This window comes from Paenibacillus albiflavus, from assembly GCF_004344915.1.
Taxonomy (GTDB): Bacteria; Bacillota; Bacilli; order Paenibacillales; family NBRC-103111; genus Paenibacillus_AM; species Paenibacillus_AM albiflavus.
On sequence record NZ_SKFG01000024.1, the window covers coordinates 35,895 to 52,078 of the forward strand.

The 16,184-nt window shown below is 42.6% G+C and carries 18 protein-coding genes; 8 read left to right on the forward strand and 10 right to left on the reverse strand.

Translation table 11 applies throughout. The features are described 5' to 3' along the window. Window positions 1-108 precede the first annotated feature (108 nt). Window positions 109-1,176 (reverse strand): ribosome small subunit-dependent GTPase A, encoded by a 1,068-nt coding sequence (gene rsgA / locus E0485_RS19205; protein WP_132419696.1) that lies wholly within the window; start codon window positions 1,174-1,176, stop codon window positions 109-111. A gap of 649 nt (window positions 1,177-1,825) precedes the next feature. On the opposite strand from rsgA, the gene E0485_RS25555 reads away from it, so the two are divergent. Genes E0485_RS25555 through E0485_RS19215 form a run of 3 tightly spaced genes read left to right on the forward strand, consistent with a single transcriptional unit; the run spans window position 1,826 to window position 3,063 of the window. Beyond that, complete coding sequence (locus tag E0485_RS25555; protein ID WP_235857635.1) at window positions 1,826-2,116, forward strand: hypothetical protein; 291 nt, start codon at window positions 1,826-1,828, stop codon at window positions 2,114-2,116. Then, window positions 2,073-2,504 carry a divalent metal cation transporter gene (locus E0485_RS25560; protein WP_235857636.1) on the forward strand — a complete coding sequence of 144 codons (432 nt, stop codon included), beginning with the start codon at window positions 2,073-2,075 and terminating at the stop codon, window positions 2,502-2,504. Before E0485_RS25555 ends, E0485_RS25560 begins: the two co-directional genes overlap by 44 nt. A 40-nt stretch (window positions 2,505-2,544) precedes the next feature. After that, window positions 2,545-3,063 carry an RDD family protein gene (locus E0485_RS19215; protein WP_132419697.1) on the forward strand — a complete coding sequence of 173 codons (519 nt, stop codon included), beginning with the start codon at window positions 2,545-2,547 and terminating at the stop codon, window positions 3,061-3,063. Window positions 3,064-3,126: 63 nt separating this feature from the next. On the opposite strand, the gene hpaB is transcribed toward E0485_RS19215, so the two are convergent. Both hpaB and E0485_RS19225 read right to left on the reverse strand, forming a co-directional pair. Then, complete coding sequence (gene hpaB, locus E0485_RS19220) at window positions 3,127-4,572, reverse strand: 4-hydroxyphenylacetate 3-monooxygenase, oxygenase component (RefSeq protein WP_132419698.1); 1,446 nt, start codon at window positions 4,570-4,572, stop codon at window positions 3,127-3,129. A 95-nt stretch (window positions 4,573-4,667) separates the two neighbouring features. Continuing rightward, window positions 4,668-4,868, reverse strand: a complete 201-nt coding sequence (locus E0485_RS19225; protein ID WP_132419699.1) for a hypothetical protein — start codon at window positions 4,866-4,868, stop codon at window positions 4,668-4,670. Window positions 4,869-5,221: 353 nt separating this feature from the next. Here E0485_RS19225 and ytaF point away from each other — a divergent pair, with 353 nt between their 5' ends. After that, window positions 5,222-5,854: a sporulation membrane protein YtaF gene (gene ytaF / locus E0485_RS19230; protein WP_132419700.1), complete on the forward strand. Its 633-nt coding sequence runs from the start codon at window positions 5,222-5,224 to the stop codon at window positions 5,852-5,854. Between the two features lie 114 nt (window positions 5,855-5,968). Here ytaF and E0485_RS19235 read toward each other — a convergent pair whose 3' ends face one another. Next, complete coding sequence (locus E0485_RS19235) at window positions 5,969-6,607, reverse strand: DUF1232 domain-containing protein (RefSeq protein ID WP_132419701.1); 639 nt, start codon at window positions 6,605-6,607, stop codon at window positions 5,969-5,971. A gap of 144 nt (window positions 6,608-6,751) precedes the next feature. Here E0485_RS19235 and E0485_RS19240 point away from each other — a divergent pair, with 144 nt between their 5' ends. Beyond that, on the forward strand, window positions 6,752-7,735 hold the full coding sequence (locus tag E0485_RS19240) for an LCP family protein (RefSeq protein ID WP_207911017.1): 984 nt from the start codon (window positions 6,752-6,754) through the stop codon (window positions 7,733-7,735). Between the two features lie 76 nt (window positions 7,736-7,811). Here E0485_RS19240 and E0485_RS19245 read toward each other — a convergent pair whose 3' ends face one another. Further along, on the reverse strand, window positions 7,812-8,438 hold the full coding sequence (locus tag E0485_RS19245; RefSeq protein WP_132419702.1) for an FMN-dependent NADH-azoreductase: 627 nt from the start codon (window positions 8,436-8,438) through the stop codon (window positions 7,812-7,814). Window positions 8,439-8,702: 264 nt separating this feature from the next. Between E0485_RS19245 and E0485_RS19250 the strand changes: the two genes are divergently transcribed. Continuing rightward, window positions 8,703-9,182: a MarR family winged helix-turn-helix transcriptional regulator gene (locus E0485_RS19250; protein WP_132419703.1), complete on the forward strand. Its 480-nt coding sequence runs from the start codon at window positions 8,703-8,705 to the stop codon at window positions 9,180-9,182. A 63-nt stretch (window positions 9,183-9,245) separates the two neighbouring features. Here E0485_RS19250 and E0485_RS19255 read toward each other — a convergent pair whose 3' ends face one another. From E0485_RS19255 to E0485_RS19265, 3 genes are read right to left on the reverse strand one after another with little or no spacing between them, the layout of a single operon-like run. Continuing rightward, entirely contained in the window at window positions 9,246-10,304 is a 1,059-nt protein-coding gene (locus tag E0485_RS19255) for an ABC transporter substrate-binding protein (protein ID WP_132419704.1), read from the reverse strand. Between the two features lie 47 nt (window positions 10,305-10,351). Beyond that, entirely contained in the window at window positions 10,352-11,200 is an 849-nt protein-coding gene (locus E0485_RS19260) for an ABC transporter permease (protein WP_132419705.1), read from the reverse strand. Then, window positions 11,178-12,005: an ABC transporter ATP-binding protein gene (locus E0485_RS19265; RefSeq protein ID WP_132419706.1), complete on the reverse strand. Its 828-nt coding sequence runs from the start codon at window positions 12,003-12,005 to the stop codon at window positions 11,178-11,180. The genes E0485_RS19260 and E0485_RS19265 overlap by 23 nt, the downstream gene beginning before the upstream one ends. Before the next feature lie 222 nt (window positions 12,006-12,227). Here E0485_RS19265 and E0485_RS19270 point away from each other — a divergent pair, with 222 nt between their 5' ends. Both E0485_RS19270 and E0485_RS19275 read left to right on the forward strand, forming a co-directional pair. Beyond that, complete coding sequence (locus tag E0485_RS19270) at window positions 12,228-13,820, forward strand: ATP-binding protein (RefSeq protein ID WP_132419707.1); 1,593 nt, start codon at window positions 12,228-12,230, stop codon at window positions 13,818-13,820. Then, window positions 13,820-14,509 (forward strand): response regulator, encoded by a 690-nt coding sequence (locus E0485_RS19275; RefSeq protein WP_132419708.1) that lies wholly within the window; start codon window positions 13,820-13,822, stop codon window positions 14,507-14,509. The genes E0485_RS19270 and E0485_RS19275 overlap by 1 nt, the downstream gene beginning before the upstream one ends. A gap of 67 nt (window positions 14,510-14,576) precedes the next feature. Here the strand turns inward: E0485_RS19275 and E0485_RS19280 are convergent, their stop codons facing one another. Next, window positions 14,577-14,993, reverse strand: a complete 417-nt coding sequence (locus E0485_RS19280) for a hypothetical protein (protein WP_132419709.1) — start codon at window positions 14,991-14,993, stop codon at window positions 14,577-14,579. A gap of 256 nt (window positions 14,994-15,249) precedes the next feature. Further along, window positions 15,250-16,184 (reverse strand): IS3 family transposase (locus tag E0485_RS19285; protein WP_132419710.1); only part of this gene is annotated, 935 nt, incomplete at its 5' end.

The following is a 16,184-nucleotide window of genomic DNA, read 5'->3' on the forward strand; positions in this document are numbered from 1 at the left end:
TAAAATTAGTGTCAACTAATTTAAGCTCATCTCATGGATTTTTTGCAAGGTATTGAGGTGCCGTGATCTATCTTCGGGCGACTCAGCGAATTTATACATCATGGTTGTTCATTTCTTGTATCCTCCTTTTTTACCCTTATGTTGCACGGCAATCGACTTTTGCAACGCCCGTTTATCCCTGAGATACCCCGATTTATTATCCACAAACCTGTTTTCTCGCTTCTGCATAAGGTAATGCTCCCAATGCTCTGGTGCCAATGATCCATCAGCAAGGGCGGCAAGAACTGCGCAGCCTGGCTCCGTTCGATGGCGGCAGTCATTGAAGTGACACTGTGTGAATAATTCCTCCACATCGTTAAATCCCGCGCTGATCCCGTCGTCCGCACCGAACAGCCCAAGTTCACGCATACCCGGTGTATCAATAACCATCGCGCCGGAAGGGAGCATGAAAAGCTGGCGATGCGTTGTTGTGTGCCGGCCCCGGCTGTCTGCCTCGCGGATAGCTTTGACAGTCGTCACTACCTGATTCATCAAGGCGTTTAGCAGCGAGGATTTCCCCACGCCGGACATGCCGAGGAATACCACGGTTTTTCCTGGTTGCAGATATTCACTCAACCCGTCTAAACCACTCCCGGTGTGACTGGAAACTGCGTGTACTGGCACATCAGGAGCGATTTTCTGAACCTCAGCTAACGGTGCGCTGATATCCGGGACCAAGTCAGCTTTTGTTAAGATTACGACAGGCTCGCCTCCGCTCTGACGTGTCTGTGTCAGGTAGCGCATGATGCGGCTGACCTTGAAGTCCCAGTTTAGGGACGACACGATAAATACATAATCAAAATTCGTTGCTACGACTTGCTCTAGTATGGTTTTGACATACCCTGCTGCGTGTCCCGAATAGTCAGCGCGGGAAAATTTCGAGCGGCGAGGCAGCAATTCGGCAATGCGCGAAGCGCCGTTTTCGTTGTATTGTAGAAATACAAAATCCCCAACGCATGGAAAATCTTCCCGAGTCCCCGCAGTGTGGTAGAACGCGCCCTTCAATACAGCTGTCACTTCTCCTTGTTCTGTGATGACGGTATATTGATCTCGCTGAAGTTCCGTAACCCTTCCGGGTATCAAACCTATCGGCGGCGTTTCGGCTTCGATATAGCCATATTGTTTCAAATCAATCATTGAATCTATCTCCTCCAAAAAATTAATGTTGTTTTTGGGCATAAAAATACCGCGAACAAGCAGCCTCCTAAGAAGCTGCTGTTTCGCGGCGAAAAGCCAAAAGTCGGCTTATAATCAAAAAGGGATACGACTTTCATCGTATCCCGCTAACAGCAGTATTCACGAAAGGTTACTGTTTACGGCATAGCAAAAACACGGGTGATATCCCCATTTTCTCTCATTCCAAGCTATAATCAAAGATTGGAATTTACTATGCCCGATATTCGGTTAAATTAAAACCACCAATACCATATAAGCTGTCATTTAATAAACATCTCCTTTCGCAGGAAAAAAGTAGTAATACGATTTCACCTCTATAGTTAAACATAACCCTTTGCGATAAATCAACAGAAAATTTAAATTATAAGAAAGCTTTATCGGTCAGCTACCTCACCATCTCCATATAAATTGTTGATAAAAAATCAACATAAACAAAGGCTTTTTCGTATTCTGTTGAAATTTCCTCAACATTTTCCTCAATGCCCAAGCACTTTTTTTGATGCCTCCTCATAGGATATTTTCAATTCATCATCAACAGGTGTCTTTATTTGTAAAAGAAATGCTTGACTGATGAAGATTGTAAAAATTTCGTATGGGATGTGAAGCAGATATGAGTAATGAGAAATCAATATTGAGCTCTTCAGAAGTAACTCCATATGTAAATCAATCTAAATTTCGTGAAATGGTTGCTAAGCGTAAATCGGGATGGCGACGATTCTTCTGGGTTTTGTGGGCTCTAATGGGTCCAGGTTTGCTCGCTGCCATGGCTAATAATGATGCAGGTGGGGCAATTTCTTATGCAGTGACAGGGGCCAGTAGGTTGCATCATTCAGGTCATCATCGCAGCAGGTATCATTATTTGTGGCGCAGCACTCTTTGGCCATGTGCAAAATATCAGTGACGCAGGCCCATCTGAAATGATCAGTGCACTTAATGACGTTGTAGGGCGGTGGCCTGCAATCCTCTTTGGACTTGGACTGTTCAATGCCGGCTTCCTGGCATCCATAACCGTGTCTCTATCTTCCTCCTGGAGCATCGCTGAATTATTTGGCTGGTCCAAAAGTCTCAATGACAAGGTATCTGATTCACCAAAATTCTACGCTGTCTATATCGGCAGTCTAGTCATTGCAGCGTTCGCTATTTTAATTCCGGACTTACCGTTAAATTACTTCTCAGTCATTGCACAAGTCATTGGCGGAATTCTAATGCTGCCTCTACACACGGTAATCGGGGCAAAAAAGATATTGTTCCATATCGCAGACATTTGTATAATTATTCCATTAAGATAATTATATTCTGACCATTCTATTAACTTTCTCGGAGGGGATCATGTCAAAGCAAGTCCCGATTACCACTCGTCTTCTCGCCTTTTTGTGGGATTATATTCTGATTTCGGTTTATATTTGTTTTCTAGTTATTATTTTTATAGTAGCAAGGCCGTTACTCATTCCATTATTCACATTAAACCCTTTGATTGCAGAGCTATCAGGTTTCTTACTCATTACATTGCCTGTGTATCTCTATTTCGCAATAAGTGAGAGTACGAAATTGCAAGGTTCGTGGGGTAAACGCAAAATGGGAATTGCGGTAGCAAACCTGAATGGAAATCCCCTCTCCCTTGGAAAGTCCTTGTTTCGTTCGACTCTTAAATTCATCCCTTGGGAGCTGGCTCATTTTACGATATGGCATATGGCCATTCCTTCTAATTACCCATCGTATGTGATCTACACGTTATTAGCATTGGTGTACGGGTTAGCATTTATATATTTGTTAAGTCCTTTTTGGAGCAAACAAAGACAAACTCTCTATGATCGAATTGCAAGAACCGTTGTAATTTACAAAAAATAAGTCCAAAAAAAGATTGCCAGCCATCTGACCAAAAATGCCGGATAGTTGCAATCTTATATTTTTTTATGATAAAAAATCTTTCACCCTTTTTTTATACATTTCCCTGCTGGAATATCCGTGGTACAAGCGGTTGTTCACACTACTAGAGTTGCCAAAGAAAAAACGTTCGTATACCGCCTGACGTCCTCCAAAGCTACTAACGCTCAGCTCCCAAGCAAGCCTTGATAACTGCACATTTTCTTTAGCATCCAGATTAATGGCTTTCAGATAATAATTTAACAGACCGCTGATCCCACTATTAAAGTCACTCTCGTCTGGAATCATGATCAGACCGCTGGATCCAATTAATTGGACGATTTCAATCATGCGTGGATATATTTTCGGAAAATAAGCATTTGCAACAAGAAGCGGCTTCTGATCGGGAAGCATACTACCCCAGCGGTCGCGGGATGCTCCTTTCTCAGCAGCGATCTGAAGCCCTTTCAGTGTTTCCAGAGCGACGATAATCTCTGTCACTTTCTCGATCACATGATCATATTTATCCAGTCCTGCCGCTTCGATCATGTTGTCAATCGTTCCTAGCAAAAACTCTGTTTTGGCAATGTTCTTTGACATAATTTGTGTACTTGAATGATTATAAAAATGGCTTTCACTGAAGAAGCGAAGTGCAATCTTCTCATCCCCGCATATAAAAACCCGGTCCCATGGGACCAGAGCGTCATTGAAGATGACCACCGTATCCATTTCCTCAAACCGTGAGCTCAGCGGATAATTGTATGAGGAATCGCCGCCTACAAAGCTTTCCCTGCAAACAAATTCGATCCCGACCAGATTACTCGGTACTGCAAATGCAAATGCATATGGATTTTCATCTTCAGTGGAAGGGGACGGTGTTGGAAACACAAGAATCTCATCCGAGGTAGCCCCTTGCGTATCTATTAAGAAGGATCCACGAACCACAATACCGTCCTTATTATTATCTACCACACGGGCCGCTGACGGATAATCAAAAAAATCTAGAACATTTGGAATTCGACTCGCCTTCGGCTGAATAAACACATGCGAGAGCGTAATGTCTTGCTCACGGCAGTATTCATAGTACTCCTTTAAATTCGAAGCATATTGTGGATTGCCTTCTTCCAGCAGACCCGCAGCCGTTGAAAACGCCATGAGTGCTGTATTCATGTAATCGGGGGAGCGGCCCAGAAATCCGTGATGCATGTGTGCCCATGCCTGCATCATTTCTCTGCGTGCGGCAAGATCCTTCTTCGTCTTAGGCTGCATAAAGGAAAGGCCGACCGGATCGCCTGTCAGCGGAGAAGGATATGACATTTTCGCCTTCCATTGTTCTTCGTACTGCATATCATACATAGATGCCTGAGTTGTCATAAGACCTTTGAAAGCTCTATGCTCTGAGATAGGTCCCTTCACCTTCTCACCTGCTAACCAAACGTCCGCCATGTTCTTATTTATACGCTCAATATATTGGAGTCCATTTTTCATAGGCATGTTCATACGCCTCCTCAACCTCTACGTTAATTTATTCAGCGTTGAGTGGCTTTGCTTGAACGGATACCTACACTGGTGGGGCCATTCATGACCTACTATCGGCCAATTTTGACCGAACCTGCATCTGCATCTGCAGAACCCATCCACCCCACTTTACTCATACTTTCCCGCTTGCTTTCTTGTGTATGGTTTCCTTTCCTTATCTCCTTGAAACTTATAATGCTAAGGATTGGCATCAGCACGACAGCAATCACTCCAAATCCTAATCCCTTCAAAAATGCTATTAAATACAGCATAAGATGACCTCCAAGTTTCATTTTTTACACTGTATTCAAATTGGCCCAGTTGGTGCGTGTATCACAACATTTTGTTGAGGAAATCTCAACATTCTGCTAAGACAAGATAACTTTCGCGAATTCTAATCATATGGTGTTACAAACCAAGAAGAAACGGTTTTACCGTCCTTAAAGACGGGTGCGTTTCGTAAGGTATTACTTAGAATTTATGATACGAATGTTATAAATTCTAGAATACGAAAAATTTGTTACTCATTACTCAACAAGTTAAACAAGGAAAGGCACTTTTTCTCAACGGCACAATATACTGTCAAGTAATTACGAATATGATTAGCGGAGAGGAGTTCTGAACTATGGAGTGGCTTATGATCTTGGGTTTAGCGATTGCTTCAAGCATTGATAATTTGGGGGTTGGCGTAACGTATGGCATTCGGGGTATTAAGATTCGAATTCAATCCAATTTACTCATAACGGTTATCTGTTTCTTATTCAGTATGTCGGGCATTTATTTTGGGCAGTGGTTATCACAGACCATGCCTGGTATTCTGCCGATCGTGCTAGGCGCATTTTTGCTAACGATCATTGGGATTCGAATCATCTTGCTAGCAATTCCACGCAAATCGAAAAAAGAGGATCAAACGGAGCAGACGGTACCGTCATCTAATGGTATAAGAGGCATATTACAAAACCCAGAAAAAGTAGATTTCGATAAATCCGGAGATATTGGATGGATTGAATCCATCGTGCTCGGGGTAGCACTTTCAGCGAATGCACTGACTAGCGGATTAGGTGCAGGCTTACTCGGATTGCCGCCTCTCATGATTGCAGTTACCGCATCAATTGCGAGCTTTGTGACTGTATGGTTAGGGGTATATCTAGGCAGTAAAGTAGCCAATATCCATATCGGAAAATTATCCGTCGGCCAATTTGGCACCTTGATCAGCGGTGTTTTGCTTCTCCTGATTGCAGCTAATTCCTTTTTTTAATCAAACATTAATATAGTAAAAATCAATGACTTGAGATCGGCATAAGGAACTAAGGGTAACGGTTCTCTATAGCTGACTCAAGTTTTTTTGTTTATTTTGTGCCTAGTGGCGGTTTTAAGCCCGAAGATCGGATAAACGCTGTAACGCTAATTTTACAGCAATGGCATCATCCAAATATCCAATTGGAAATACATAGTCTGGTATGATGTCCGCTGACAAAATGAAATATAACAAGACGCCCCCCAAAATCGCGCGTTCTTCATTTGTAACATCCTGTGCTGAGAAGCGAATAAACATCTCTTTTAAATGCACAATGAAAGGGCCCGCCCCATCTACCTGTTGAATTTTGCTATCAAAGCCATCGCGAATAATGCGCTGTCCCTCTTCGGTTTGTGCATATCGTTCATACTTAACAAGCTCCTCTTCAACTCGCTGCATCGTGTTACGATGATCAAATAAATTCGATGAAGCAAGCATCTCTTGAATAGATTCCATCGAAATATCCAGCTCGGAGCGTTCAACATCAGGATTAATTTCTAAGCCATTTGCTTCAAGTAGCAACTTAACAGGGACTTGAAGTGTTCTAGAAAAGACTTGCAAATATTCCATACTAGCCTGCTGCTTGCCACTCGCAATACGTGAAATTGTAGCTGTATCGATTCCTGTCATGGCACTCAGCTTCCGCATCGATAATGATTTTTCTTTCAAAGCTGATTTTATCAATTCACCTAGCCGATTGCTGCTTTCATTCATGTGTTGTTCCTCCTTTCTACTCGATCCATTCACACTATCAATCAATTTATCCCCCCAAAAAGATGCAGCCACCTGCATAATCATGTATGATAATAAATAAAAGATTTGCTTAAGACCAAAATTCTTTATGTGAGGTATATTTTTGTGAGAAAAAAAATGAAATGGATCTTACTATCCATAAGCACTCTTATTTTAATCGTTATTGGTTATTATAGTTTTTCGATTATTCAATTTTCATCCAAGATTCATCACCCTACACAAGATCCAACCCAAACCGCCTTAAACCAGGAAATTGGAGGACCAAACGGACCTGCGCCTACACCGTATCAACCTCCAGTATGGGAGGGGAAGGAACGAGTCAACATCCTGCTTCTTGGAGGAGATGGCAGAGAAAGCAATGATCGCGGACGTTCCGATACGAGCCTCATCCTGTCAATTGATCCTTCAACGAAGAAGGTTTCATTGTTCTCATTATTACGTGATACATACGTGAAAATTCCTGGGCGTGGTATGAATAAATTGAATGCCGCATTTTCGTTTGGCGGACCCGAGCTTTCAATGAAAACGATTGAAGAATTTACAGGCCTTCCGATTCATTATTATTTTTACGTAGATATGGATAGTTTTATTACGCTTGTCGATGCGATTGACGGTGTCGATCTTGAGGTTGAGAAGGATTTGAAATATTCCGATAAGGCAGATAAGCCAGAGTATCAGATCGATTTAAAAAAAGGTTTTCAGCATCTAAATGGGAATCAGGCTTTACAGTATGCTCGTTTTCGTCATGATGCATTATCTGATTATTCGCGTACAGAGCGCCAACGCAAATTATTGAAAGTCATCGGAGAGAAACTTCAGTCAACAACCAGCTTGCTCAAGCTCCCCAGTATACTAGATAAAATTGCTCCATACATGACAACAAATATGGATTTAGGAGATATGCTAAAGCTTGCGAATCTTGGCTATCATATTCGTGCAAATACAATTGAAACCGTTCAGTTGCCACCTATGGACCTATTACACGAAGAAAAGATTGATGGGTCCGATGTTATTACGACTGATGAACAGCAAATCAAGAAATATATAACTGATATATTTTATGAGACTAAAGAGACTTCCACCAACTAAATTCCTGAAAAAACAAGCCCGTATAAGGCACTCCTAAAAGTGTTCTTATTCCGGGCTTCTTAATTATATAGGGCTATTAGAACTGTTTGGAAGCGGCAACTGCTGATTCTAGTCCACGCTCAACAATCGCTGCTGATTGATCAGGGTATTGGTTATGCCCTTCAATAACAATTGTAGTTACATCTGTGATACCAAATTGCTGCATATTGCGAGCAACATAATTAACAGCCATTTCGTAAGCTTGCATATGGGCTTGCGAGTAATCGCCGCCTCTTGCGTTTAGAAGCATAACTTGCTTACCTTCCAATAACCCAACTACACCTTGAGCTGTATATTTGAAGGACTTACCTGCTTGGTTCAAATAGTCAATGTATGTGTGAAGAACGGCTGGAACTGTCATGTTCCATAATGGGAATGCGAATACAACCTTGTCAGCTGCAATAAATTGATCAATATGACGATTTGCAATATCAGCTAGTTGTTGTTCCTCAGCTGTTGTCTCCATACCTTGGGCTACTTTAAATATACCATTAATCATTGCGGCACTCATATAAGGTAATTGCTCATTGTATAGATCCAATTCAATTACTTCATCACTTGGGTTAGCTGCTTTGTAGTTCGCCAAGAACGTACTATAAAGTTTAACCGTTACGGATTCCTCTTGTGAACGATTATTGGCTTTTACGAATAAAACTGTGGACATGATAGTTCCTCCTATGTTGTGTAAATTATAATGTTATATCTTAAGAAACTAAGAGACATATAAACAAGAAGTGAGTTTATATATTATGAGGTTCCTCTGTAAACACAACTATGAGGATACACAGTTTTAGTCTAAATGTCAAGTATTTGAATTTGCCTTATCGATATGCGCAATCTATAATATACTGAGATACCTCACTATGTGGTCATAAGATAATTACGATTCTCAATAACTGAGTAATCATCTATTTCAAGGAGGTTGTGTATGCTTCCCGGCGACGATCATCCATTACCCATTGATGTGCTGCACGAATTATTTAGAACAACCCATTATATTGAAAGGCAGTTTGAAGCACGATTAGCCGAACTGCATATGCCTTATCAAATTTCAGGTCCTAGACTGCGTCTATTAACCGTCGTATCAGAATCGGGCAGAATTCGCATGAACGAGCTTGCGATTAAGCTCGGGGTCAAAGCCCGGACTGTGACAGATTTCGTAGATGCGCTAGAACAAGATAAACTTCTAATCCGTGTGCCTGATCCAACTGACCGGAGAGCAATTCTGATTCAGCTTACTGAGCTTGCACAGACGAACATTAACCACGTATTAAAGGTTCAATCAGAAATCGCAAGTAAGTTATTAGGCAATTTCTCGCAAGAAGAACGCAAGCAATTCTTCGATCTGTTGCTTCGTTTAATGGAAGGCAAAGAAGCACCGCCTTGTATTTGTGATGAAGAAAAATAAAGAAGCCTGAACGATAGGGTTCAGGCTTCTGACGAGGCTTTTGTTACATTTACTTCGGCTATATTACTTCACTTTGTCAACAAATTCGTTCGTATACGTTTTGGAAAGATCGATCTTAGCGTCTTTAAGCGTTGGAGTAAACAACGTTAGAACTTCCAATACTTTTTCCGGACCGCCTTCTGGCATTTTTCCGTCACTTGTAAACATGGCAAGACTGGATTGAAGGGATTTCACATACATATCTTTATCACCTGCGTAATATTCCTTCGGCAGCTTGTCAGCAATTTCTTCCGCCGTATGCGTGCTCATGAATTTCAAAGTTTTGACGAAGGCATTAGCCAAACACTGCACCACTTCCGGATTTGCCTTCACATAGTCCGCATTCATATACAAGCTTGATGCTGGGTAACTCCCGCCAAGCGCTTCCTTAGCCCCATCCTGACTTTCCAGATCGATAAATGTCGATGCAATGCCCTTTTGCTCCAGCAATGCCGTAGTTGGCTGCGTCGCCCATGCTACATCTACTTGTCCCTGTTCCATAGCGGCAATCAGCGTTGCGCCTGCGCCTACAGCCAATGGCACGTAATCTTTGGTCGAATTACCGCCTTTTGTTACTAGGTAGTTCACAAGAAAGTGCGACGATGCGCCAGAGCTTGTAATCCCGATATTTCTTCCCTTCAAATCGGCTAAGCCTTTGATCTCATCCTTCTTCTTATTTGATACCATTATACGTGCCCCAGGATTCTTAGCAAATTGGACGACTTCTTGAAGCATTTTCCCTTTCGCTTGCATATCGATCGTATGATCGTAGAAGCCGACTACCCCCTGAACTTCGCCTGCAATAAGCGCCTGCTCCGCATTGACACCGGACGCCTGGCTCGTCAAGATCACTTCGAGTCCTTCTTCTGCGAAGTAGCCTAAGTTTTCTGTCAATTTAGCCGGCATATAAATAATTTTCTCCAAGCCGCCGACCATGATGTTAATTTTCGAAAGCTTAGCCTGAGCTGTTGGTGACACAGAAGAAGCTGTCTTATCCGAAGCCTGGGTTCCACATCCACCCAAAATCAATCCGAGTGACATCACAACGCTTAAGCCTAATTTCGTGCTTCTACCTAGTTTCATCGTCATTTCCCCTTTTTATAATAAAATAAATTCGTACTACCATGAGATTATTGCCGAACGTGTCTCCATGCGATAAACCGTCTCTCCAGCTTGATCACAGCCCAGTTGGCAACCAATGCCGTCACTGATAAAAGAACCATCCCCGCAAACACGCCGGTTGTATTGAAAGCACCTTGCGCTTGGGCAATAAGAAATCCTAGCCCTTTGGTCGAACCGATAAATTCCCCAACGACTGCGCCGACAAGTGCAAAGCCGAAGCTCGAATGCAAGCTGGACAAAATCCAGGTTAAGGCCGAAGGGATAATGACATGCTGAGCCAATTGAGTCTTGCTTGCGCCAAGCAAACGTGCGTTGTTCAACAAATTCTTGTCCACTTCACGTACTCCCTGAAAAGCATTAAAGAACACGATAAAAAAGGTAAGTGTTACGCCAAGCGCGATCTTCGAAGGCATGCCCAGTCCGAACCAGATGATGAAGATAGGGGCAAGTACGACCCTTGGAAGCGCATTCAACATTTGAATGTATGGACCAAAAATAACCGCCAAAATATCGTTTCTTCCCAAAGCATAACCTGCAATAACTCCCAGAATAACGCCTATGATAAATGCGATGATCGTTTCTTCAAATGAAACGATAAAGTGAACATACAGAGGACCTTGGCTCGTGCCTTCGATGAACCATTCGATAATTTGCTTCAGGATGGTGTATGGACTAGAGAAAAAGAATGGATCGATAATTTTATTAGCCGACAACAACTCCCATGAACCAAAAATCGCGATGAAGACGATTATTTGCAGCATCAGGTTGCGCATTTTGATTTTGACCGCTTTCGCTCTCATTTCCTTTTTCCGAACTACGATCTCATCATGTGTATTAAGCTTTGTTTGCGTTTGCATAACTGACCATCACCTCATCCCTCAAATCGTTCCATATTTGCTCATGCAGCTCGGCGAACTGACGGTCGAATCGAATTTCCGCCACATTTCTTGGTCGCTCCAGATGAATTTTGTAATCGCCTTTGATCGTTGCCCCCGGCCCTGCAGTAAGAACGATAACACGGTCACTTAAAGCGATTGCTTCTTCTAGGTCATGGGTGATGAAAAAGACCGATGCCGACGTCTCCTCCCATATTTTCAATAGCTCGTTTTCCATTAAATGTCTCGTGTGCACGTCAAGAGCGGAAAACGATTCGTCCATAAGCAATATTTCCGGCTGTGTAATCAGGCACTGAGCCAATGCGACACGCTTTCTCATTCCACCGGACAGCTGATGTGGGTAATGGCCTTCGAAGCCTCTGAGCCCCACCTTCTCGATCCACCGTCTCGCCTCTTGATAAGCGTCATTTTTGGGCATTCCGTTCAGTCTTAAACCAAGTGACACGTTGTCGATTACTGTTTTCCAGGGAAATGCATTCTCCGTCTGAAAGACGCATGCTGCTCGATGATTGATCCCTTCGAGCACTTCTCCCTGAATTCGTACAGTGCCAAGCGATGGCTTCTCAAAACCGGCGATCAGACTTAACGTCGTCGATTTTCCGCATCCCGTCGGTCCGACAATCGAGCAGAACTCCCCCTTCTCAACACGAAGATTAATGCCCTGCAAAACGGTGTGAATTTCGCCTGACGGCTTCAAAAACTCTTTCGTGACCCCTTGCAGGTCGATCATTGGTGAATCAGACAAGCGAGAGATCGCTTTATCCATGTTGACGCCCCCCTAGCAGTTTTTGTTAGCGCTTTCGACAAATTATAATCAATTCCATCACTTTTGAAATATTTTAACGATAATATGATTATTGACGGTTTTTTTTAATTTTGGCGATATTGTTAACGGCTCGGAAACAATTTATGTCTTTACGGCTGTCGGCAGCAGACATTAAACTAGGATAATATACCACGTTTCGACTATATATTTAGGGAGTTTTGTATGCGCCGATCTAGAAATATGACACTGCGAAGTAAAATTAATATACTAATTACTTTGAACATTCTGTTCGTTCTTGTACTAGTCATCTCCGCCATGTTCTATATTGTCGCGAACAACCAATTTAAAGAAACGGGCGAGCGAGCACTGGGCGTAGCCAAAACCGTAGCTAGTCTTTCGCAAATTGTGGAGGGGTTCGAGCAATCCAACCCTTCCCTTACAATCCAGCCGCTCGCAGAGCAAATTCGGAACAATGTCGGGGCTGATGCGATCGTCGTCAGCAATATGAACTTAATCCGTTATAGTCATACAAATCCTGAGGAAATCGGGAAGCATATGGTCGGAGACGATAATGATGCGGTTTTAAACGGGAATGAAAGCATCAGTCAGGCTCAAGGAAGCCTCGGATTTTCCGTTCGGGGCAAAGCCCCCGTCTTTGACGGCAACCATAAGCAAATTGGTGTCGTCTCGGTCGTCATTTTGCTTAATAGCGTTTGGAGTCAACTGTTCGTATTTCTTCAAAAGATACTCATCATCGGAACGGCAGCTCTCTTCTTCGGACTACTTGGCGCTTATTGGTTATCTGGTCATATCAAAAAACAAATTTTTAACATGGAGCCTTATGAAATCGCTTTCGTAACCCAAGAGCAATCTGCTATTCTTGATGCAATTAGTGAGGGGATAATCGCTATCAACAAAGAAGGAAACATCGTGACCTGCAATAAGGAAGCCAAAAAAATTATGGGGATGGAAGATACGGAGCTTATCGGTAAAAGCATTTGCGACGTCCTGCCGACTACTCGCTTACCAGAAGTGCTAGACAATGGGATTTCACAGCATGACCAGCCTACGATCATCGGTAATACGCTTGTTAATGCAAACCGCGTGCCCGTTACCTTGTCAGGACAAGTGATCGGGGCGGTCAGTACGTTCCGGGATAAAATGCAGCTGAATCAAATCGATGATCGCCTTACCGACATCAACAGGTATGTCGATACGCTGCGAAGCCAAAGGCATGAGTACATGAATAAGCTTCATCTAATTCTGGGTTTAATCAAAATATCGCAGTATGATCAGGCCAAAGCAATCATCCAACAAATTAATGAAGAGTATCAAGATGCGCTGCATTTCTACTTGGCCAAAGTCCGAGATTCCTCCGTCGTCGGTATTTTAATCGGTAAAACACATCGGGCTAGGGAGCTTGGGATTCAGCTGAACGTCGACACAGAGTCGTATATACCAGATCGATGCCCTTATCGGGAAATCGTCGTCACGCTGTTGGGCAATACGATTGAAAACGCTTTCGAAGCAATTCAGATGTCCACAGAGAAAAATCAGAAGCCGACGGTGACAGTATTTTTGAAGGTGGAAGATGACGATCTTCTTATTCATGTAAAAGACAATGGCCCTGGCGTCGATCCTGCTGTGAAAGAAATTATGTTCAATGACGGAGCGACAACGAAAGGAGACGGTCGTGGCTTCGGACTAGCCTATGTGTTCCGTTTAATATCGAATCATGGCGGTCTTCTCACCTGCGATAGTACCACAGAAGGAACGACGATTCGCGCAAGTCTGCCCATTAGGAGGAATGTTTAATGAAGCCAACCAATCTGCGGGCATTGGTCGTCGATGATGACTTTATGATCGCCAAGGTGCATGCCGGCTATATCGAGATGCAGGATGGTTATGAGCTGGCTGGAATTGCCGGCAATTACGCTCAAACGATGGAACTCGCCAGAAATCTGAAGCCGGATCTACTTGTGCTTGACGTCTATTTACCCGATCGTTCAGGTATTGACGTCCTAAGATCGCTCCGATCCGAAAAAATTTCTTGCGATGTTATCTTAATCACTGCTGCCAAGGAAATCGGGATAATTGAGGAATCGTTTCAATTGGGAATTTTCGATTACTTGATCAAACCTTTTGATCTTGATTTGTTGAAGGATACATTGGAGAAATACAAGCAGTTTAAACTTCATTTGTTGTCCCCTGCCAAACCGGATCAGCAGTTTGTAGAAGGGCTAAAAAAGTTCCGATCTGCCAAGCCATCGATCAACCAGCATCCGCAAAAAGGAATCGACCTCAGAACGTTAGAACGTATCAAGCTAACGATGCGTCATAACGAAAAGCCCTGCAGCGCCGAACAAATCGCCCATTTATCAGGGGTCAGCCGCTCGACGGCACGAGCTTATTTAGAATATTTGATTGAACAAGGAATAGCGAGCGAAAATTTGCAATATGGAACTGTCGGTCGGCCGCAACGGCTGTTTGGGCTTATGAAATAGTGGAAATCAAATCTAATTAAAAAGACCCCTGTACTCGTACTCGTCAGGGGTCAGTTTTATTAATTTGTTAGTTATTTTTGTCTAATCTAGTTAGACTAAATACACTTACAATAAAAGACATCCCTGCAATAATATTAAATATGAATTGTACATTTTGCCGAATATGAAACATATAAGCCCCAGCAAAAGGTAATTTATAATAAAACATCAAAATAAAATACAAACTCATGAATAAACTTGGAATAAACACGAATACAAACAGTGATTTATTAAAACTAATTTTCTTAGGTAAACCGTTCAAAAACCCTAAATAAACCCCAAAAATAAAATATATAAAGACCGGCCCCCATACATTCCACGAATAATCAAATGTCCTCTTTGCAGATTCATTAAAATAATCAAGCAATTGATTACCTAGAACGATTAAAATAATCGCTCCTATCAACCATACTAAGTAGTACAATCTAAAAGAATTTTTTTTCATAACAAATAAACCTCCATGACATTTTGTTCCGCATAACCTCGCGGCGCCTGTTCTTGAGCACCTAGCTGCACGCTGTGCGGTCAACAATTACCTTGTGTAGGCCATTTTGGGCAGAATTTCTGAAGAGATAGACTCACATTAGACTAGTTGCGGCCACCAATTACCTCTCAGCGGCAAATTGTTAATCGAAAAGTGCTTAAAACGGTTCAACCCCCTAAAATTGGACATTTTCCAAGGTTTTAATTGGTCTGTCTCACTATAGGGCGATTTTTTGAGGGATTATCTTACCTTCATGTACCAACCGAAGATAGTCCTTTGGTGGCCAGTCTTTAAGACTGCCATGAACGCGATCGTTATTGTAATAACGAATAAAACGATCCACTTCCTTAAAGGCTTCTTCGTAAGTTTCAAAACAGTTACGTAGGTAACATTCTTTCTCGATGATACTATGGTAGGACTCGATAAATGAGTTTTTGTTAGGCGTGTGAACTGGAATGCGCTCATGCTCAATACCAGCTAGTTCACAATAGGCGTAGAAAGCCTTGCTCACGAACTGTGGGCCGTTATCTGTACGTATAACTAGCTTGGTTTCTTGCCCGTGAATATTTCGTTTTAGAATGGCTTTCTGTACGATTTGCAGAATATCCTGTGTGCTACAAGCCTTACCCCGATGGTGAGCAACAATATTTCGATCGAATACATCAAGGATGCTCGCTAAATAGAAATGCCGACGTTTACCAGCTACGTATCCATATTTAATATCCATTTGCCACACTTGATTCGGTCCAGTAACGACGCGGTTATTGGCTACCTTTTTGGGTACAGCGTTTGTTATTTCACGTTGTGGGGCCAGTACACCCAGCTCTTTGCATAGCCGATATACTTTCTTCTTATTAATGACAAGGCGGTATTTTCGGCGTAATAAGATTGTGAGCTTGCGGTAACCAAAAGCTGCGTTAGGACCTTTAATAAGACGGCGTAGAATCCCTTTAATGCGTGCGTCTAAAACAACAGCACCATTCTGATCCAAGGAGTAACCTGGAATAGGGCGACCACTGCCTGTAGATGGCTGACGTTCTGGATGACACAGACGATAATAGTAAGTAGAACGAGGAACGTTACAGATACGCAGCACCGTACGAACAGGATAGCCCTTTTGAATCCAAAGGGAGGCTATTTCCAGTCGGGATG